General features: G+C 64.8%; 20 protein-coding genes. 15 read left to right on the top strand and 5 right to left on the bottom strand.

Features of this window, described 5'->3' with window-relative positions; translation table 11 throughout:
* Positions 1–38: 38 nt before the first annotated feature.
* Positions 39–1,463, bottom strand: a complete 1,425-nt coding sequence (locus KJP29_RS03360) for a 1-acyl-sn-glycerol-3-phosphate acyltransferase (protein ID WP_218462144.1) — start codon at positions 1,461–1,463, stop codon at positions 39–41.
* A 164-nt stretch (positions 1,464–1,627) separates the two neighbouring features.
* On the opposite strand from KJP29_RS03360, the gene KJP29_RS03355 reads away from it, so the two are divergent.
* The 4 genes from KJP29_RS03355 (at position 1,628) to KJP29_RS03340 (ending at position 5,699) form a co-directional block, all read left to right on the top strand.
* Positions 1,628–1,981: a hypothetical protein gene (locus KJP29_RS03355; protein WP_255553412.1), complete on the top strand. Its 354-nt coding sequence runs from the start codon at positions 1,628–1,630 to the stop codon at positions 1,979–1,981.
* Positions 1,982–2,118: 137 nt separating this feature from the next.
* The gene (locus KJP29_RS03350) at positions 2,119–4,092 is read left to right on the top strand and encodes a protein meaA (protein ID WP_218462362.1); all 1,974 of its coding nucleotides are present in this window, start codon (positions 2,119–2,121) and stop codon (positions 4,090–4,092) included.
* A gap of 150 nt (positions 4,093–4,242) precedes the next feature.
* Positions 4,243–4,581 (top strand): H-NS family nucleoid-associated regulatory protein, encoded by a 339-nt coding sequence (locus KJP29_RS03345; protein WP_218462143.1) that lies wholly within the window; start codon positions 4,243–4,245, stop codon positions 4,579–4,581.
* 131 nt (positions 4,582–4,712) lie between these two features.
* Entirely contained in the window at positions 4,713–5,699 is a 987-nt protein-coding gene (locus KJP29_RS03340; RefSeq protein ID WP_218462142.1) for an aldo/keto reductase, read from the top strand.
* Positions 5,700–5,706: 7 nt separating this feature from the next.
* Here KJP29_RS03340 and KJP29_RS03335 read toward each other — a convergent pair whose 3' ends face one another.
* Together KJP29_RS03335 and KJP29_RS03330 are read right to left on the bottom strand one after the other, a co-directional pair.
* The gene (locus KJP29_RS03335; protein WP_218462361.1) at positions 5,707–6,558 is read right to left on the bottom strand and encodes a DMT family transporter; all 852 of its coding nucleotides are present in this window, start codon (positions 6,556–6,558) and stop codon (positions 5,707–5,709) included.
* Positions 6,559–6,614: 56 nt separating this feature from the next.
* Entirely contained in the window at positions 6,615–7,478 is an 864-nt protein-coding gene (locus KJP29_RS03330; protein ID WP_218462141.1) for a LysR family transcriptional regulator, read from the bottom strand.
* Positions 7,479–7,651: 173 nt separating this feature from the next.
* On the opposite strand from KJP29_RS03330, the gene KJP29_RS03325 reads away from it, so the two are divergent.
* Entirely contained in the window at positions 7,652–8,167 is a 516-nt protein-coding gene (locus KJP29_RS03325) for a hypothetical protein (protein WP_218462140.1), read from the top strand.
* A gap of 9 nt (positions 8,168–8,176) precedes the next feature.
* On the opposite strand, the gene KJP29_RS03320 is transcribed toward KJP29_RS03325, so the two are convergent.
* Positions 8,177–8,968, bottom strand: a complete 792-nt coding sequence (locus tag KJP29_RS03320) for a putative nucleotide-diphospho-sugar transferase (protein ID WP_218462139.1) — start codon at positions 8,966–8,968, stop codon at positions 8,177–8,179.
* 345 nt (positions 8,969–9,313) lie between these two features.
* On the opposite strand from KJP29_RS03320, the gene ffh reads away from it, so the two are divergent.
* The 10 genes from ffh (at position 9,314) to rpmE (ending at position 16,403) form a co-directional block, all read left to right on the top strand.
* Entirely contained in the window at positions 9,314–10,837 is a 1,524-nt protein-coding gene (ffh, locus tag KJP29_RS03315; protein WP_218462138.1) for a signal recognition particle protein, read from the top strand.
* Positions 10,834–11,454, top strand: a complete 621-nt coding sequence (locus KJP29_RS03310; protein ID WP_218462137.1) for a GNAT family N-acetyltransferase — start codon at positions 10,834–10,836, stop codon at positions 11,452–11,454. Before ffh ends, KJP29_RS03310 begins: the two co-directional genes overlap by 4 nt.
* 14 nt (positions 11,455–11,468) lie before the next feature.
* Positions 11,469–11,792: a chorismate mutase gene (locus tag KJP29_RS03305; RefSeq protein WP_218462136.1), complete on the top strand. Its 324-nt coding sequence runs from the start codon at positions 11,469–11,471 to the stop codon at positions 11,790–11,792.
* 34 nt (positions 11,793–11,826) lie between these two features.
* The gene (gene rpsP, locus KJP29_RS03300) at positions 11,827–12,237 is read left to right on the top strand and encodes a 30S ribosomal protein S16 (protein ID WP_218462135.1); all 411 of its coding nucleotides are present in this window, start codon (positions 11,827–11,829) and stop codon (positions 12,235–12,237) included.
* A gap of 84 nt (positions 12,238–12,321) precedes the next feature.
* Positions 12,322–12,834 carry a ribosome maturation factor RimM gene (gene rimM, locus KJP29_RS03295; protein WP_218462134.1) on the top strand — a complete coding sequence of 171 codons (513 nt, stop codon included), beginning with the start codon at positions 12,322–12,324 and terminating at the stop codon, positions 12,832–12,834.
* 7 nt (positions 12,835–12,841) lie between these two features.
* Positions 12,842–13,639, top strand: a complete 798-nt coding sequence (locus tag KJP29_RS03290; RefSeq protein WP_218462133.1) for a hypothetical protein — start codon at positions 12,842–12,844, stop codon at positions 13,637–13,639.
* 98 nt (positions 13,640–13,737) lie between these two features.
* The gene (locus tag KJP29_RS03285; RefSeq protein WP_218462132.1) at positions 13,738–14,643 is read left to right on the top strand and encodes a hypothetical protein; all 906 of its coding nucleotides are present in this window, start codon (positions 13,738–13,740) and stop codon (positions 14,641–14,643) included.
* Positions 14,644–14,692: 49 nt separating this feature from the next.
* Positions 14,693–15,511, top strand: a complete 819-nt coding sequence (gene trmD, locus KJP29_RS03280) for a tRNA (guanosine(37)-N1)-methyltransferase TrmD (RefSeq protein ID WP_218462131.1) — start codon at positions 14,693–14,695, stop codon at positions 15,509–15,511.
* A gap of 278 nt (positions 15,512–15,789) precedes the next feature.
* Positions 15,790–16,164 carry a 50S ribosomal protein L19 gene (rplS, locus tag KJP29_RS03275; RefSeq protein WP_218462130.1) on the top strand — a complete coding sequence of 125 codons (375 nt, stop codon included), beginning with the start codon at positions 15,790–15,792 and terminating at the stop codon, positions 16,162–16,164.
* Between the two features lie 17 nt (positions 16,165–16,181).
* On the top strand, positions 16,182–16,403 hold the full coding sequence (rpmE, locus tag KJP29_RS03270; RefSeq protein WP_218462129.1) for a 50S ribosomal protein L31: 222 nt from the start codon (positions 16,182–16,184) through the stop codon (positions 16,401–16,403).
* A 67-nt stretch (positions 16,404–16,470) separates the two neighbouring features.
* On the opposite strand, the gene KJP29_RS03265 is transcribed toward rpmE, so the two are convergent.
* A complete protein-coding gene (locus KJP29_RS03265; RefSeq protein WP_218462128.1) occupies positions 16,471–18,723 on the bottom strand; it encodes a calcium-binding protein in 2,253 nt (750 codons plus the stop codon).
* Positions 18,724–18,967 lie beyond the last annotated feature (244 nt).

Below are 18,967 nucleotides of genomic sequence, written 5' to 3'. Positions count from 1 at the left end.
CGCAACTATGCAACCCTACTTAGGTGCATTTTGTAATTTTATGTCGCGCTCGATTTCGTAGCGGTGGGCACGCCCGGCGCGGGTATGGCCAGCCCGGGGCAGAGATGCGCGATGGATCTGGCGTAATAGTGCAGCAACTCGCGTTCGCTGTCGTTCACAATGATGCGCCCATCCTTTTCCTCGATGGCGCGGCGCACGAGGAGGAGCTCGAGCCCCTGCTCCACGGGATCGAACCGGGGCGAACGCGGCATATGGATCTGCGCGCCCCGCCGCGCCATGTCGCGCACCATCGTGTTGAAGCGCTCGGAAATCTCGGCGCGCGTCAGGCTGGTCTCCTCTGACAGCACGGCCGCCATGACCGGCACCGGCAAGACTGGAACCGCGGCCCGGATCCGCGCCATCATGCGCCGCGCGAGCTGGGTCGTCGGCGACTTCAGATGCGGGTTCTCCGACAGGAAGGCCGCCAGCGACAGGGGCTCGCCCACGCTCACGCTGGCATAGCCGAAGCGTTTGAACCGGCCCGTGATCTTCAGAAACAGATGCGCCAGGACGTGTCGCAACAGGTCGAAGGCCCGCAGCCGGAACCGCCGCACACCGCTTCGCGAAGCCCCGATCAGGACCCGGTCTTCGATCACCCGGTCGTAATTGAGCCCCACCGGCACGAAGACCACGTCCCGCGACACCCCCGGCTTGAACCCGTCCACGATATACGAAATGAGACCCAGCTTCGGCTCGCCGACTTCACCCGTCAGCGACAGCCCGCCCTCAGGAAAAATGCCCTGCGTCGTGCCCTCGGCCACGGCGACCTGAATGTAGCGTTCGAGCACCTTGCGATAGAGCGCATTGCGGCTTTTCCGCCGGATGAAATAGGCACCCATCGCCCGGATCAGCACCGACAGGGGCCAGACCCGCGCCCATTCTCCCACCGCATAGGACAGATGCGACCGCCCCATCGCGAGCCACGTGACCAGCATGTAATCCATGTTCGACCGGTGGTTCATGACGTAGACGACGGTGGCATCGGGGTCGATATCCTTGATCACCTGCTCGTCGATCTCGTCGATCCGCACCCGGTAGAACCAGCGGGAAATGGTCCGCGTCAATCGCCGCGCGAAGCTGAAGTAAAGGAAGGCCGAAAACCGCGGCACGATCTCGCGGGCGTAGCGGCGGGCCAGTTCGAAGCCGACTTGTTCCGGCACACCTTCCTCGCGGGCATGGTCCCGGATCGCCTCGGACACCTCGCCGTCGTAAACAAGCCGCTGGATAAGGTCGTGCCGGTGGGCGAGCTTGAAGGGCTCGATCGGCCGGGTTAGGCGCGTGTTCAACCGCGCCACGGCGCGTTCCATCCGGCGACGGAAAAACCAGCGAACCGACGGGAACAGGAAATGCGACGCCAGCGTCACGGCGGCGAAGGCAAGGATCAGGACGAGCAGCCAGAGCGGCAATTCAACCGTGCGTGTCATAAGCGAGTGATGCCCAAGCGCATTGGCCTGAGCAAGCAATTCCAAGGCGGTAGCGCAGGTTTGCCGCAGCGCCGTGCGCCTTTTGCCACCCGAAAGAATTACTCCTCGTCTTCTATTGGACCCGTGTTATTGTCCGATCATCATACTGATGAGGGGGACTTTTCATGGTTCAATATGTTCGACGTTTTCTCACGATTTCCGCCTTGGCCGCCATGGCCACCGCGACCTTGGGCCCCGCACCCGCGCAGGCCGACAACCTCAACCGCTGGGTCACGGTCGTGAACAAGACCGGCTACACCATCGTGCGCTTTTATGCTTCGCACAAAGGGATGCGAAACTGGGGCGTGGACCATCTTGGCCGCCAGCAATTGCCCAGCGGCTATTCCTTCCAGCTCAACTTTTCGAACGACCGGTCGGGCTATTGCATTTATGATTTCCGGGCCGAGTTCGACGACGGCGACGTGCTGGAACGCTTCGGCGTGAACGTCTGCGAGATCGGGACCTATACCTACAACTGAACCCGCACAGCTTTCGCGGGCAGACTGCGCCTTCTCCGCGCAATGATCTGACTTTGGAATGGGGGCTTGCGTAATTTTGTTGCGCCGTCGATAATGCTGCGGTGCAACATAACCGCGAGTCACCTTCCATGCCCGAGATGCTTTCGAACGAGGTCAAGAAAGACAGACCCTGGCTGTTCCGCACCTATGCGGGTCATTCCACTGCGAAAGCCTCGAACGCGCTTTACCGCAACAACCTGTCGCGTGGGCAAACGGGCCTCTCGGTCGCCTTCGACCTGCCGACCCAGACCGGATATGACAGCGACCACGTCCTCGCGCGTGGCGAGGTGGGCAAGGTCGGCGTGCCGGTCGCGCATCTGGGCGACATGCGGATGCTCTTCGAAGACATTCCGCTCGAACAGATGAACACCTCCATGACGATCAACGCCACCGCCCCGTGGCTCCTCGCGCTCTATATCGCTGTGGCCGAGGAACAGGGCGCGGACGTCTCGAAACTGCAAGGCACGGTGCAGAACGACCTGATCAAGGAATACCTCTCGCGCGGCACCTATGTCTGCCCCCCCGCGCCGTCGCTTCGCATGATCACCGACGTCGCGGCCTATACCCGCGAGCACCTGCCCAAGTGGAACCCGATGAACGTCTGTTCCTACCATTTGCAGGAAGCAGGCGCGACGCCGGAAGAGGAGCTCGCCTTCGCGCTGGCAACCGCCATCGCGGTCCTCGACGACCTCAAGACCAAAGTGCCCGCCGAGGCCTTCCCCGAAATGGTCGGGCGCATATCCTTCTTCGTGAACGCGGGCATCCGCTTCGTCACCGAGATGTGCAAGATGCGCGCCTTCGTCGAGCTTTGGGACGAGATCACTGCCGATCGCTACGGCGTCGAGAACCCGAAATTCCGCCGCTTCCGATACGGGGTGCAGGTGAACTCGCTCGGCCTCACCGAACAGCAGCCGGAAAACAACGTCTACCGCATCCTGATCGAAATGCTCGCCGTGACGCTTTCAAAGAACGCGCGCGCCCGCGCCGTGCAATTGCCCGCGTGGAACGAGGCGCTGGGACTGCCGCGCCCCTGGGACCAGCAGTGGTCGCTCCGGATGCAACAGATCCTCGCCTATGAGACCGACCTTCTGGAATACGACGACCTTTTCGACGGCAACCCGGCGGTCGAGCGCAAGGTCGCCGCGCTGAAGGAAGGAGCCCGGGCCGAGCTTGACCAGATCGACGGCATGGGGGGCGCGGTCGCGGCCATCGACTACATGAAGTCGCGTCTTGTCGAAAGCAATGCCGAGCGGATCGCCCGGATCGAGACGAGCCAGACCACCGTCGTCGGCGTGAACAAATGGACCGACGCGGCACCTTCGCCACTCACCTCTGGCCCCGAGGCGATCATGGTTGCCGACCCCGAGGCCGAGGCCGACCAGGTCGCGCGTCTGAACGCCTGGCGGGACGCCCGCGACGACGCCGCCGTGAAAGCCGCGCTGGACGAGGTGCGCGCTGCCGCACGGTCGGGCCGGAACGTGATGCCCGCCTCGATCAAGGCGGCGAAGGCCGGGGCAACCACCGGCGAATGGGGCGACGCCGTGCGCGCCGAATTCGGCCAGTACCGCGGGCCGACAGGCGTGTCGAAGAACCCCTCGAACCGCACTGAAGGGCTCGACGAGATTCGCGAGCAGGTCTCTGCCGTTTCGTCGGCTCTTGGGCACAAGCTGAAATTCCTTGTCGGCAAGCCGGGCCTTGACGGCCATTCCAACGGCGCCGAACAGATCGCTGCCCGCGCCCGCGACTGCGGCATGGACATCACCTATGACGGCATCCGTCTCACGCCCGAGGAACTCGTCGCCTCCGCAGTCGAGACGGGGGCGAATGTCGTCGGGCTTTCGATCCTGTCCGGCTCTCATATTCCCCTGATCGAGGAATTGATGGAGCGGATGCGCGCTGCCGGGCTTGGACATGTGCCCGTCGTCGTCGGTGGTATTATCCCCGAGGACGACGCCCACAGGTTGCGCGCGATGGGCGTGGCCAAGGTCTATACTCCGAAGGATTTCGAGCTGAATACCATCATGTTCGATATCGTCCGACTTGTTGACCCAAGAGCCAAGGCGGCGGAATAACACCGACCAGACGCAATCAAAGCGTCCTTCCAACCGCCGCGGGAGCGGAGGCTCTACGATTTTATTGCGGGAATCTGTCCATTAGGATAGGAATTCAAAAATGCGGAACGTTTTTTCGCAGTGAGTTTTATTCAAGGACGGGATCTCGCGATGAAAATCAATCTGAAGGGGATGTCCCGCAAGGAGCTTGAGAAACTCCGGGCGGATGTCGACAAGGCACTCGAGAAGGTCGGGGACGAGGAAAAACGTGCGGCCCTCGAAGCGGCGCAGAAGGCCGCCAAGGCCTTTGGCTATTCGCTCGCCGACCTCGCGGATGTGAAAGCCCCCCGCAAGCCCGCATCGAAGAAGGCCGACGGACGGTCGAAGGTTGCGCCGAAATTCCGCCACCCCGAGAATGGCGATGTGACCTGGACAGGGCGCGGTCGTCAGCCGAAATGGGTGGTTGAATATCTTGCGAACGGTGGTTCGCTCGACGACATCACGATCTGAAATAATTGGTCGAAATGACAGATCGGGTCCGGTTTTGCCGCCGGGCTCGATCTTTACATTTCCCATACAAGTTTTCATCTAGGACGCGGCCAGACGGTCAATCCCTTATTCCCAGGCACGAAAGACTCCTCATGAAACTCCGTAAACTCGGCAAGAACGGCCCCAAGGTCTCGGCCATCGCGCTCGGTTGCATGTCCTTCGCGGGCTTTTACGGCAAGACCGACCGTGACGAAGGCTTCGCGACGCTGGACGCCGCGCGCGATGCCGGCATCACCTTTCTCGATACCTCCGATCTTTACGGACAGGGCCTGTCCGAAGAATGGATCGGCGCTTATCAGGCCGACCGTGGCCACCGGTTCCAGATCGCGACCAAGGGCGGCATCGTCGCCGGGGCGCCGCGCGGCACCGCAGACAATTCCGAGGAATACCTGCGGCGCCACCTCGACGCCTCGCTCAACCGTCTCGGCGTCGATCATGTCGAACTCTATTACGTGCACCGCCGCGAGTTTTCCCGTCCCATCGAAGAGGTGACCGAGACGCTCCACAAGCTGAAGGACGAAGGCCTCATCGGCGCCATCGGGTTTTCCGAGATCTCTCCGGCGGCCCTTCGGCGCGCGGCGAGCGTCGGCCATGTGGATGCGGTCCAGAACGAATATTCCCTCTGGAGCCGCCAGCCGGAGCTTGGCCTCATCCGCGCCTGCGAGGAACTCGGCACGGCTTTCGTTCCTTTCTCTCCGCTCGGGCGCGGAATTCTGAGCGACGCCGACCTCGACCCGTCCAGGTTCGGCGACACGGACTTCCGCAAGAATAACCCCCGGTTCCAGCCAGACGCTTTCGCCGCCAACATGCGCCTTGTCACGGCCCTGCGCGACTTTGCCGAGGCGCGTGGCTGGACCACCGCCGCCGTGGCCATCGCCTGGACGCTCCAGAAAAGCCCGGTGAATATCCCGATTCCCGGCACGCGCTCGGCTGACCATCTCCTCGACTGGGCAGATGCGGACGAAATCATCTTCTCGAAATCCGACTGGGAGGAGCTTGACCGGATCATGCCCGCCGGCTGGGCCGAGGGCGACCGGTATTCGGACGCGCAAATCGTCGGGATCGAACGTTACTGCTGATCCGGCCTTACGCCTCGTGCTTCAGGAGTAGCACGATGGCCACCGCCGTCAGCACCAGCCCGGCCAGCACATGGGGGTCGGGCAGACCGTGCCCGAAGGCAAGCTCCCACAGGATCACCCATCCCGGCGTGAGATAGGTATAGGCCATGACCTTGGCCCCCACGAGCCGCACGCTCGCGAAGTTGAGGCAGACGAAGGTCACCGCCATCGCGCCCACGGAGAGATAGGCAAGCGCGATCCAGACGATCGGCGGAAGTGACGCAAAATCCGTCGCGGTGAGCGGCCCCCAACCATAGGCGACGAGCACGAGCGTCCCCGACGTCAGCACCCAGAAGCTCGACGAGACCGCGCTTTCACCCCGCGTCAGCCAGCGCAGGAGCGGCACGTAAAGCGCATGGGCGATACATCCCACGAAATAGATCGCCTCGCCCCGGCCCACGTCGAGCGCCAAGAGCCGCCCGATATCGCCGCGAAAGATCACCCACAACGCCCCTACCGCGCCGATCCCGAGGGCAATCGCGATGCGCCGGGTCGTGACCTGCCGCAGGATGACCCAGGAAAACACCGCCGTCATGATCGGCATCAGCGTCATCACCGCGCTGGCCGACACCGGGGGCGCGGTCTTCAGCCCCTCGAACATCAGCACGAAATAGGTCGAGAACGTCGCGCCCAGAAAGAGCCAGCGCCAGGGCGCACGCGCATCCGAAAGCCGGATCTGCCGTGTAGCGAGGCCCAACAGCCCGACGACGGCTGCGGCAAAGCCGAAGCGCAGCGCCTGAAACGCGACCGGATGCACGAGGTTCGCGGTCAGCGAGCCAAAGGTGAAACTGCCCGCCACCATCGAAGAAAACAGAAGCATCGCGCCGTGACCCAAGGCGGCATCGCGCCCCCCGATCCCCGCGCCGATCCGCGCACTCAGTTGCACTTGAGGTTTTCCTTCAGATGCCGGGTCAGAGCCTGCACCTTGGCGGTGCGGTGCAGGTCCACATGGGTGACGAGCCAGAGGTGCGACTGCCATTCCGGACGCGGCGGCAGCACTTCGACGAAGTCCGGGTCGGCCTCGTCCGCCGGAGAAAACCCGAGCCCCAGCCCGGCGCGCAGCGCATGGTGCATGGACCGGTCCTCGCTCGCCCGGAAAACAATGCGCTCGCGCGGGATATTCTCGGTGATCCAGCGCAGGCCCGGCGCGCGGGTGTTGTCGGCATCTGGACCGATGAAGTCATGCTCTGTCAGCGTGTCTTCTGTCGGCATGCCCCGGCGGTCGATATAGGACTGTGCCGCATAGAGCCCCGTTTCGAGGTCGGCCAGTTTCTGCACCACGTTGTCAGGTTCCTGCGGAGGGTTGCCAGCCCGGATGGCGACATGCGCCTCGCCGTATTCCAGCCGGAAGATGCGCGGCCCGGTTCGATAGATCAGCCGCACGTCGGGGTGCTCGGCCTGAAACCCGGCGAGCACGGGCATGAGGCGCCGCGTGAAACTCGACAGCGTGGTCACGACCAGCTCGCCCGAGACGGCGCTGCCCTGCCCCGAAAGCCGAGCCGAGAGCTGCGCGAACTGGTCGTCGGTGGCCTGTGCGACGCGGGCAAGGTCCTCGCCCGCCTCGGTCGGCGTATAGCCACGGGCATGGCGCTGGAAGAGCTTCACGCCCAGCCGGTTCTCCAGTGCGTCGATGTGGCGGATGACCGTCGCGTGATGAACGCCCAAAGCCTGCGCCGCGCCAGAGACCGTCCCGTGCCGCACGACCTCGAAGGCAGTGCGCAATGCGTCCCAATCCTGCATCTGAACCTCTTTGACTCATTTGCGGCGCAATGCTGTGCGCACCCGAACATTTACGCGCCAAGTTTCCAAATTCCGTGCGCGGGCGCAAGGGCCAACGGCCTTTCCCCCGCGCCTGCCCCCGTCTAGGCTGGGCCAAAGCGACAAACGAAACGCGCAAGGGGGCCGGTCGCGGCATGAAGGTCACCACCGACACCGAGGACCTTCTCATTCTGGAGGACCGGCCTCTCTTCCTCGCAATCATGCTGTCGGGGTTTATCCTCGTCTTCACCGCGATCGGTCTTCTGCTGCTCGCCGAAGGCGTCTGGGCCGGGCTTCTCTTCGCGGGCTTCGGGATCGTGATCGGTGGCGCTGCCCATTATCTCTTCGTGCGTCGGGTGCAGGTCGTCTTTCACCGTCCCGAAGGCTGGTTCGAGCTCCGCCAGAAGACGGTCCTTGCGAACGAGAACATCCGCCATGCGCTCGCGGACCTGTCCCATGCCGCGCTCGAGGTATCGCAAGCCTCCAACGGCACGGCGACCTACCGCGTGTCGCTCTACCTTCCTCGCGGCGACAGCGCCGGTTGGCATCCCGTGACGCAGGCTTATTCCAACGCCGGCGGCCAACAGCGCTGCGTGGACAGGATCAACGTCTGGCTCGGCGTGACCGACGACCGTGTGGATCCCGCCACTCTGACGACTGTCCCTGCATAGTCGCCGCGCTCAGTCACCCGGAGGGCGTGACCGGACGAACCGCGCCACCGGATGATCGTCGCGTCCACCGACGGCCTCCCATTCCGCCTGCAGCGCCGCACGCTCCGCATCCATCAGCGCCTCCACGTCCGAAATACGGGTGCCTCCATGGCGCATGTGGTCCATGAAGCGGTGCGAATGCAGGATGGTCGGGGTCACGTCGAGCGGCTCCCACCCGTCGAGCAGCGTGACCCGGCGCAGGTTGAATTCGGGCGGCAGGACATAGAAGCGCAGGTCGCTTTCCCACAACAGGTCCTTCAGGATCGGCTGGTCGCGGTAACCGCCGGCCGCGACATAGCGCCGGAGCCATTCGGCGAGGAAATCGTCCATCGCCGGTGAACGCCGATAGAGCATCACACCCGAATTGAGCTGCGGAAAGGCGTAGGGCGTCTCATGGCGATGCCCCTGCCGAATGAGCGCCGAGGTGCGCCGCACGTCATGAGCCAACGCGAGATCGAAGCGGTCCAGAACGGTCCACAGGTCGCCCAGCGGGTTCACGACCAGCGTGTCGCAGTCGAGAAACAAAGTCCGCTCGAACCGCGTGAGCGCCATGCAGTCGAGCTTCGAGCGGTCGTGCGGGGTCTCGATCAGATGGACCACGTCGAAGAGGCCGCCCGCGATCTGCGCAGGATCGTCGGTGAAGAGGTCGATGGCGAGGTCGGGTTCGCACGCGCGCAGCGAGCGCGCCGAGGCCTGCGCGAGGTCGCGGTAGTCGGCGCCGGTGGCCACGTAGATCACGCCATGTGTCGGGATCGGGTTCATGTGGCGATGTGGACATGGGTTTAAAAGCGGCGCAAGAGTGAGAGGCGGTTCGCCCCGCGCTTCGCGCGAGGCGACCGGTTGGGGAGAGGCCCTGCCTCTCCCCAATCCCCTCTCCGAAGTATTTTTTGAAGCAGTGAATAGGCGTGGGTTTGGCTTGACTCACGGGGAGCGCGCGCGTAGATGCGGGCGCAATTCCGGAAGTCGTAAGCTTCCGGTCCCATGGCTCTTGCCGGGATCGCCCTCCGTCAGCGCGTTGCGCCCACGGGGGCAAACCTGTTTTGCCGTATTGGGAAACCGCGCACCCGCCCCTATCTGGGGACCAGACCAACGGCGAAAGGAGCCGCAATGTTTGAGAGCCTTTCAGATCGCCTGTCCGGTGTCTTCGACCGGCTGACAAAGCAGGGTGCGCTGTCGGAGGACGACGTCAAGACGGCCCTGCGCGAGGTGCGGGTCGCGCTGCTCGAAGCCGACGTGTCGTTGCCCGTGGCGCGGGACTTCGTGAAGGCGGTGCAGGACAAGGCGACAGGTCAGGCGGTGGTCAAATCCGTGACCCCGGGCCAGCAGGTCGTGAAGATCGTCCATGACGAGCTGGTGGCGGTGCTGACCGGTGCCGAGGACCCCGGCAAGCTCAAGATCGACAACGCCCCCGCGCCGATCCTCATGGTCGGCCTGCAGGGCGGCGGCAAGACCACCACCACCGGCAAGATCGCCAAGCGGCTCAAGGACCGTGACGGCAAGCGCGTACTCATGGCCTCGCTCGACGTCTATCGTCCGGCGGCCATGCATCAGCTCGAGGTTCTGGGCAAGCAGATCGGCGTCGATGTGCTTCCCATCGTCGAGGGACAGAAACCCGTCGACATTGCAAAGCGCGCGAAGCAGCAGGCCACGATGGGTGGCTATGATGTCTACCTCCTCGATACCGCTGGCCGGCTTCAGATCGACCAGGTCCTGATGGACGAGGTCGAGCAGGTCGCCAAGGCGGTGAACCCGCGCGAGACGCTGCTGGTCGTCGACGGTCTGACCGGTCAGGTCGCCGTGGAGGTCGCGCAGGAGTTCGACGCGAAGGTCGGGATTTCCGGCGTGGTCCTGACGCGGATGGACGGCGACGGGCGCGGTGGTGCGGCGTTGTCGATGCGGGCCGTGACGGGCAAGCCCATCCGCTTCGTCGGTGTGGGCGAAAAGCTCGATGCGCTCGACACGTTTGAGCCCGACCGTATCGCGGGCCGGATCCTCGGCATGGGCGACATCGTGGCGCTCGTGGAAAAGGCGCAGGCGACGATCGAGGCCGAACAGGCCGAGCGCATGATGAAGCGCATGGCGAAAGGTCAGTTCAACATGAACGACCTCAAGAGCCAGTTCCAGCAGATGATCCAGATGGGCGGCATGGGGTCGGTCATGGCGATGCTGCCGGGCATGGGCAAGGCGGCCAAGCAGCTCGAAGCCGCCGGGTTCGACGACAAGGTCCTCAAGCACCACATCGCGCTGATCGACTCGATGACCAAGAAGGAACGCGCCAACCCCGCGCTTCTGCAGGCGAGCCGCAAGAAACGCATCGCGGCGGGCGCGGGGCTCGATGTCGCGGACCTCAACAAGCTGCTCAAGATGCACCGCCAGATGGCCGACATGATGAAGAAGCTCGGCAAGATGGGCAAAGGCGGCATGCTGAAACAGGCCATGAAAGGCATGTTCGGCAAGGACGTCTCGACCAAGGACCTGCAGGACCCGGCCAAGCTCGAAGAAGCGGCGAAGATGCTGGGCGAGAAGAACCTCGGCGGCTTCGGCGGCCCGGGCGGTCTTGGGGGGCTGGGCGGCTTCGGCGGCGGCGCACAGCTTCCGGGCAATCTGTCCGGGATGGGCAAGAAGAAATGATCTTCGCGGCGGGATATCCTCATGAAGCGCCCGCGACGGGTGCGGCGGCGGCGCTTGCCGACCGCCTGCAAGGGATGCTGCCCGTGCTCACCACGGCGCGGCTCACTCTGCGCGCGCCGAACATCTCGGATTTCGCCGCCTATGCCGAGATCATGACCTCCGAGCGCGCTGTGCACATGGATGGCCCCATGGCCCGCGACGACGCCTGGTATGACTTTACCGCGACCGTGTCGGGCTGGCTCCTGCGTGGCCATGGGCTCTGGACCGTGACCCTGCGCGACAGCGGCGAGACGCTGGGCTTCGTGCTCCTGAACCTCGAGCCCGGCGACCGCGAGCCGGAGCTCGGTTTCTTCTTCCGGGCCGCGTCCGAGGGCAAGGGCTTTGCGCTCGAAGCCGCCGAGGCCGCCCGCGATCACGCCACCGAAACGCTCGGCCTCGACCGCCTCGTGTCCTATATCGCGCCGGGCAACGACCGGTCGGCCACCCTCGCCCAGCGCCTCGGGGCGTTCCGCGACAATGTGGCCGAGGCCGAGATTGCCCGCGACACGCAGGACGACATCCAGGTCTGGCGCCACGCTCCCTCGGGTGGCGACGGCGGCATGGAGGCCTACGCATGACCAGGGAGACCCCGATGAGCGACGCCCCCGCCGCGCAGGATCTGACCGCACGGGCGGCCGAGTTGCTGGCCGAACACCGCGCCTCCATCGACCGGCTCGATGCGATCCTCGTCTATACGCTGGGCGAGCGCTTCAAGCACACGCAGTCGGTCGGCATCCTCAAGGCCACCCACGACCTTCCCCCGTCCGATCCGTCGCGCGAAGCCGCCCAGATCGCGCGGCTCGAAGATTTGGCGATTCAGGCGGATCTCGATCCCGACTTCGCCAAGGCTTTTCTGAAATTCATCATCAGGGAAGTCATCCAGCACCACGAAAGACACCAGGAATCCGAGGCGTGAGCCTCGCCCATAGCTAACTCAGGAGATACTCAACATGGCTATGAAACTTCGCCTCGCCCGTGGCGGTTCGAAAAAGCGCCCCTTCTACTCGATCGTCGCTGCCGACTCGCGCATGCCGCGCGATGGCCGCTTTGCCGAGAAGCTGGGCACCTACAACCCGCTCCTCGCGAAAGACTCGGAAGACCGCGTCAAGATGAACATGGAGCGCGTGCAGTACTGGCTCGACCAGGGCGCGCAGCCGACCGACCGCGTGAGCCGTATGCTCGAAGCCGCCGGCGTCATCGCCAAGAAAGACCGTTCGAACCCGAAAAAAGGTGAACCGGGCGCCCAGGCGAAGAAACGCGCCGAAGAGAAAGCCGCGAAAATCGCCGCCGCCGAGGAAGCCAAGAACGCCCCTGCCGAAGCTCCGGCGGAAGAAGCGGCTGCCGAAGAGACCGCGGAATAATCCGGTCGCACGGCTTGTGATCTGAATGGCGCGGGGCAAAATACTCCCGCGCCATTTGTGTTTTGAAGAGCCTTGGAGGGTAGCGTGAGCGAAGATCGCATCTGTGTGGGCAGCCTTGGCGGCGCCTTCGGCGTGCGCGGCGAAGTGCGGCTGAAGAGCTTCTGCGCCGAACCCGAGGACATCGGCACCTACGGCCCGCTCTGGGACGAGGCCGGCGGGCGGCAGTTCATCGTCGGCTTGACCGGGGCGCTCAAGGGCGGCTTTACCGCCGTCATCGACGGCGTGCGCAGCAAGGAAGAGGCGGATGCGCTCAAGGGCGTGAAACTCTTCGCGGATCGGGACGCGCTGCCCTCGCTGCCCGATGACGAGTTTTACCATGCCGACCTCATCGGTCTGACCGTCGTGGACACCGGCGGCGCCGAGGTTGGCCGCGTCTCGGCTGTGCTCAACCACGGGGCGGGCGATCTGCTGGAGATTTCCGGTCCGGGTCTGAAATCGCCCGCGCTGATCCCCTTTACGCGCGCGGCCGTTCCGACCGTCGATCTCGGGGCCGAACGGATCGTGATCGACCCGCCGGAGGGGGCGCTGCCGGAGTGAACCCGCAATGACCCACGTCATCGTCCACGCGGGATTTCACAAGACCGGCACGACGAGTGTGCAGGACTTCTTTGCAGCGAACCGCACCGCGTTGAGGCCCTATGTCGACTACCACGGTCAGGGCGACAGCCTGCACCGATCTGCCGTCGCCGCACGCATCTTTGCCAAGAAACCGTTTCCTTGGCGCCTCGGCACCTTTCGTCGCGCATTTGCCCGCGACCTTGCCGCTCTGCCAGACGCGCCCGTGATCCTCCTGTCGCGCGAGCATTACTCGGGCGTCATGCCGGGCCACCGGTCCTGGTCAGGCCGTTCGATCCGCCGCTTCTCCCGCGCCGCGAAACCCCTGTCCCGCGCGATCAGCGCCGAGCTCAGGGCCCGGTTCGGCCCGGATGTGCAGATCACCTTTTTCTACACGACCCGCGGCTTCGACAGCTGGATCGACAGCGTTCACGGCCATCTCCTGCGCACCAAGGACCTGACCGAAGATGCGGCCAGCTTTCGGGCGCGGTTTTCGGTCAAGGACGGGCCGGAGGCCGAGGCCCGGCGCATGAGCCGTTATCTGGCACCGATCCCCGTCGTAACAGCCGCGCTGGAAGACCACGGCGACAGCCGGGAAGGCTGCGCGTCGGTTCTGCTCGACTTGATCGACGTTCCAGAGGAGGTGCGCGCCTCCCTTGCGCCGGCCCGCCATGCGAATGCCGGGCCGGGCACCGAAACGCGCGACGCCCTGCGCGACCTCAACCAACGCGACATGACCAAGGCGGCGCGACAGGCGGCGAAGGCCGCACTTCTGGCGCGCGGGTGACGGAAAGCCCAACACGCGTGCGACGACCGTTCGGACGGGATGGCAGCCCGGTCGCTTTTTGTGTTTGATTAACCAAAGGTTGGAGGAGAGAAGAAGGCGTGTCCAGTTTCGGTCCCTACACGCGCGCGGGTCTCGCATTGGTGTTCGCGCCGCTTTATGCCGGGCCGTTCCTTGCCGGACTGGCCGGGCATCCGCCCGCCGCGCTCCCGGTCTTTGCCCTCCTGTTCCTCCTCTTCATCGCAATGACGCGCCGGCCCGATCTGCACCAGCCTGCGGGCTGGGTGACGCTCGTTTTCATGGCCGCCGTCCAGCTCGTCCTCGTGGGCCTGACCTTCGGGCTTGGCCAGCTTGTCGCGACGATCCTGCCGGGGTTGGTGCCCACGACCCTGCCGGTCTGGCTTCCGCTCGTGATCACGGCTCTGGCCAGCTGCTATGGCGTCTGGGCCTATTCCACCAAGGCCGAGATGGACGTGTTCCTCGACAGCGCCCTAGAACGGCTCGCCGATTTCGACAGCCTTTCGGCCATGAGCCTCGCCGAAGCCTTTCCCGAGCCTGAGCCGCGCATCGCCGCCGCCGTGGACCGCGCGCTCGCCGACCTGCGCGCCCTGCCGGAAGATGCCCGCGTGGGCGAGATCGACCCGATCGTGCAGCGCCTCGAGATGACCACCGATGCCGAGGCTTTCGACCCGCTCTATGACGCCGCCGGCGAGGTCGACGGGCATCAGGACCGGCGCATCGACCTTGGCCTTCTGCGCTATGTGGCCAGCCCCCGGGTGCGCCGCCAACTTGTCGAACGCGGCGATGGCGGGCTTGCGGCCACGCTTCTTCTCAATGCGCCCGAGCCGAGCATCCGCGCCGAAGCGCGCGCGCTGGTCTGGACGCTGTTGGACGACCGGGCCCCCGCCGACCAGTTGCCGGATCCGGACTGGCTCGCCGATCTGGCCCGCGAGTTTCCCGATGAAGGCTTCGACCGGCTCGCCTCCGCCCTCGCCCCCCGGACCTGACCGCACGCGCACCCTTCCCAAGCCAATCGGGTCGCGCTATGCCCCGGCCATGACCGAGACCCCGAAACCCAAGAGCCACGGCAGGCTCCAGATCCGCCCGACGTTGACGCCGAGGTCCCTGATGGACGACCCCGCGCCGCTCGCGGGCGCCTGGACAGCGCGCATCGTCACGCTCTTTCCCGACGCTTTCCCCGGCGTGCTGGGCGAAAGCCTGACCGGGCGCGCGCTGGAAGAGGGCCGTTGGCATCTGGAAACGATCAACCTGCGCGACTTTGGCGAGGGCAAACACCGCAATGTGGACGACACGCCGGCGGGTGGGGGTGCAGGGATGGTGCTGCGCGCCGATGTGGTGGCCAAGGCACTGGACCGGGCGCTCGAAGGCGTGCCCGCGTCGCGCGGGCGCTGGCCGGTCATCTACCTCTCGCCACGTGGCCGGCGCTTCGATCAGGCGATGGCCCGCGACTTCGCCCGCGCCGACGGGGTCACCATGCTCTGCGGCCGCTTCGAGGGCGTCGACGAGCGCGTGCTCGAGGAATACGAGATCCTCGAGGTAAGCCTTGGCGATTTCGTCATGACCGGGGGCGAGCTTGCCGCGCAGGCGATGATCGACGCCACGGTCAGGCTCCTGCCGGGCGTTCTGGGCAATGCCGCCTCGACCGAGGAGGAAAGCCATTCTCACGGGCTTCTGGAACATCCCCAGTACACCCGCCCCGCCGACTGGCGCGGACGCACGATCCCCGAAGTGCTGACCTCCGGCAACCACGGAGCGGTCGAGATCTGGCGGCGCGAACAGTCCGAACGCATCACCCGCGAGCGTCGCCCCGATCTCTGGGCCGCGCATCAGGCGGCGACCAAGCGCAGGGACTGACGGCACCGCCCGCGAAAGCCTTGCGTGACAGGCCATCCGAGGCTATACCCCGCCCGTCCGGAGCCGGAATCGGCTGCCGGACCGTTTTTCTTTGTCATGTCGCCCGCGTCTTCGGCGGGACCGTCGGCAGAAAGCGGCACGCGAAAGCGGCAAGGAACAGTGACCTGAACCTCCGGCGGGCGCCCCCGAATGGGATGCGGCGGATCCGATCGAAGCCCGGAGCTCTGAGGCGCAGCAAACTTCGCGGGTCAACCGTGAGCAAACATAGGAGTGGTCCCATGGACCTGATCGCACAACTCGAAGCGGAACAGATCGCTTCGCTGGGGAAAGAAATCCCCGACTTCAAGGCCGGCGACACCGTCCGCGTCGGCTACAAGGTGACCGAAGGCACGCGCACCCGCGTGCAGAACTACGAAGGCGTCGTCATCAGCCGCAAGAACGGCAAGGGCATCGCCGGTTCGTTCACCGTTCGCAAGATTTCCTTCGGTGAAGGTGTGGAGCGTATTTTCCCGCTCTTCTCGACCAACATCGACTCGATCGAGGTTGTCCGCCGCGGCCGTGTCCGTCGCGCCAAGCTCTACTACCTGCGTTCGCGTCGCGGCAAATCGGCCCGTATCGCGGAAGACACCAACTACAAAGCGCTCGACGCATAAGGCTCGGGAGAGACACCATGAAATCGGATACCCATCCCGACTACCACATCATCGACGTCAAGATGACCGATGGCACCGTGGTCCAGATGAAATCGACCTGGGGCAAAGAAGGCGACACGCTGTCGCTCGACATCGACCCCACCGTTCACCCGGCCTGGACCGGCGGTTCGTCCCGCCTTCTGGACACCGGCGGCCGCGTGTCGAAGTTCAAGAACAAATACGCGGGCCTCGGCTTCTGAGCCAAGCGTCCCAACGACAGGAAACGCCGTCCTTCGGGGCGGCGTTTTTCTTTGTTCTGCCCACTGGCTAGAAGATGAAGTCCCGCTCGTCGATCTGCCAGAGCTCGGCCTCGGTCAGGAACACCACACCTTCGCCGTAGTCGACCACCACCCCGTCGCGCGGCGCGCCCCGTGTGAACATGTCGACCACCTTCGTCACGACCAGATCGTCGTAGGACAGTCCTATCCCGGCGAGGTTGATGCGGTCATGGTCGTTCTGGAAATCCACGATCTCGTCCGCGCCGTCCCGCAGGGAAAAGGTGTCGCGCCCCCATCCGCCCCAGATCACGTCGTTGCCGGACCCGGGCGCGATCCGGTCGTTGCCACTCCCGCCCGCGATGCTGTCGTCGCCTGCGCCGCCCCAGATCCGGTCATGCCCGCTGTCCCCGTGAAGCACGTCGTTCCCCGATCCGCCCCAGATCCGGTCGTTGCCACTGCCCCCGAAGATGCGGTCATGTCCCGTGCCGCCGTCGAGATGGTCATGCCCGTGCTCGCCCTTCAGAACGTCGTTACCGCCCTGACCCCAGATCCGGTCGTTGTGCAGACCACCCCAGATCCGGTCGTCCCCGGTTCCGCCCGTAATCCGGTCATGGCCGGAATGGCCCCAGATCCGGTCGTTGCCGTCCTGCCCGTAAAGCGCGTCGCGACCCGTGTTGCCATAGAGCCGGTCCTGTCCGTCACCACCGACCAGCCGGTCGTTGCCACCCCGACCTACGATAGTGTCGTCGCGATCGCCGCCGGTCAGCCGATCGGCCCTGTTCCAGCCCCGCATATAACGACCAGGGTCACTGTCCATATCGGGGTCCGCGACGGGTGCTGTCGCGGTCAGGTAGAACTCCACCATCACGACTTCATAGGGCGCAAGCTCCACGTCGATCAGCGTGCCCTGCCCCATGATGTTGGTCGAGATGTCCTCCGCGATTCCGAAACGGCGCGCCTCGTTCCAATGGGCGCCGTCTTCGGCCAGCGTCACCCGCTCGCCTTGAACAAGGTCGAAGCCATCGACATAGGCCGAGACGTCGAGCTGCACCGATTGCGCACCGGTGTGGCGCGAGGACAGGAAGACAACGAAACGGTCGTCCGAGCCATAAGCGTTCACCTCGACCGCATCTTCGGCCGCATCCGCCGCCGAAAACCCGTTGTTGAGAAGTTCGAGCCCCACGGTGTGTTTCGCCATCAGCCGAAACACCTCGCCCAGCGAGCTCAACATGTCGGTGAAAGCCCCATCATCGCCACCCGCGTTGCCGGCCAGATCGACACGACCTGTGTATTCGATGGGCCAGTAGAACGCACTGTCGGCCCCCATCTTCAAGAGCCCCTCGAACATCTCCAGCACGATCCCTGCGCCGTAGAGCCCCCATTGGTGGGCAAAGTTCTGGTCCGGGCTCCATTCCGTGATGTGAAGCGACAAGGGTGCCGCCCCGGCTGCGGCGAAAGCCGCCTGCCACTGCTGGTGATCCCAGTTGATCTCCTTGAAGTACCGGTCCGCCTGCCACAGGGGCGTATCGCCGAGTGTCAGACGGTTGTCGGGTTCGTTGTAGTAGTAGTGCTCCGTCACCCCGTCGATAGCCGACATCGCGCGGGCAGTGAGCTGCGACAGGATCGCGTCATTCGCGGCCCCGATCTTGCCTTGCCAGTCGAGACCGGCATCGTGAAACGCGCCCCCGTCCCGGAAGTCCCGCCCCCACTGGTCCCCCATCTGCACGAGGATCTCGGGCTGACGGGCTCCAACCCCGAGCACGCCGTCCAGCGCGGTCTGGATCGCCACCGACAATGCGTTCGCGACCGCGCCATATTCGGCCGAGGTGAACCCCACCGCGTCGTTCCAGTATTCATTGCCCAACTCGAAGGCGGCGATCTCCACCTCCGGGTTCTGCCGGATCATCTGGGCCACGAACTCCGCCGCCTGTGCGATGGCCGCAGCATCGACGACCCGCGCGCCCGTCTCGGTTTCCACGATCATGTGACGGGTCGGCAGGACGATGGTCGCCGGTTGTCCATTGGCCCGGGACCAGTCGAGAAAGGCATCGAGCCCGACAAAGGTCCCGGCCCCGCTCACATGGGCGGCGAGCGTGTTGGGGTCATCATAGAAGGCCTGCCCCCAGACCTCGGTCATCGTGCCCCCGGGCCAGCGGGCACCATGCTGCCCGACCTGCTGGGTAGCACGGGTATAGGAACTGTCGCCGGACAGGTCGTTCATGGTGTAGAGGAGATTGCCGCCGAACAGATCCGACGTGACGGTCAGACCGGTGCCGGGCCGTTCGTTCAGCGTCAACTTCATGTGGTCTCCCCCGAGCGCAGCACCAATCAGATCCGGCAAGACACCGACAGATAAGCAGAAATTCCGCAAAGCCTGTCGAACTCTCGCCTCGATTCCGCCACGATTCAATACTTTGGGACTGGAAACAATCCGTTTTCAGAGGGCAGCACCGGCAGATACCAAATCGCTCCGACCGGCACCTTCCGGCATGGCGATCGCGATGTTCGGGTGACGAACGCCGCGCTCCGAACCGACAGCCGCATAC

The organism is Maritimibacter sp. DP1N21-5, from assembly GCF_019218295.1.
GTDB lineage: Bacteria > Pseudomonadota > Alphaproteobacteria > Rhodobacterales > Rhodobacteraceae > Maritimibacter.
This window is presented reverse-complemented; position numbering and strand designations above follow the sequence as displayed.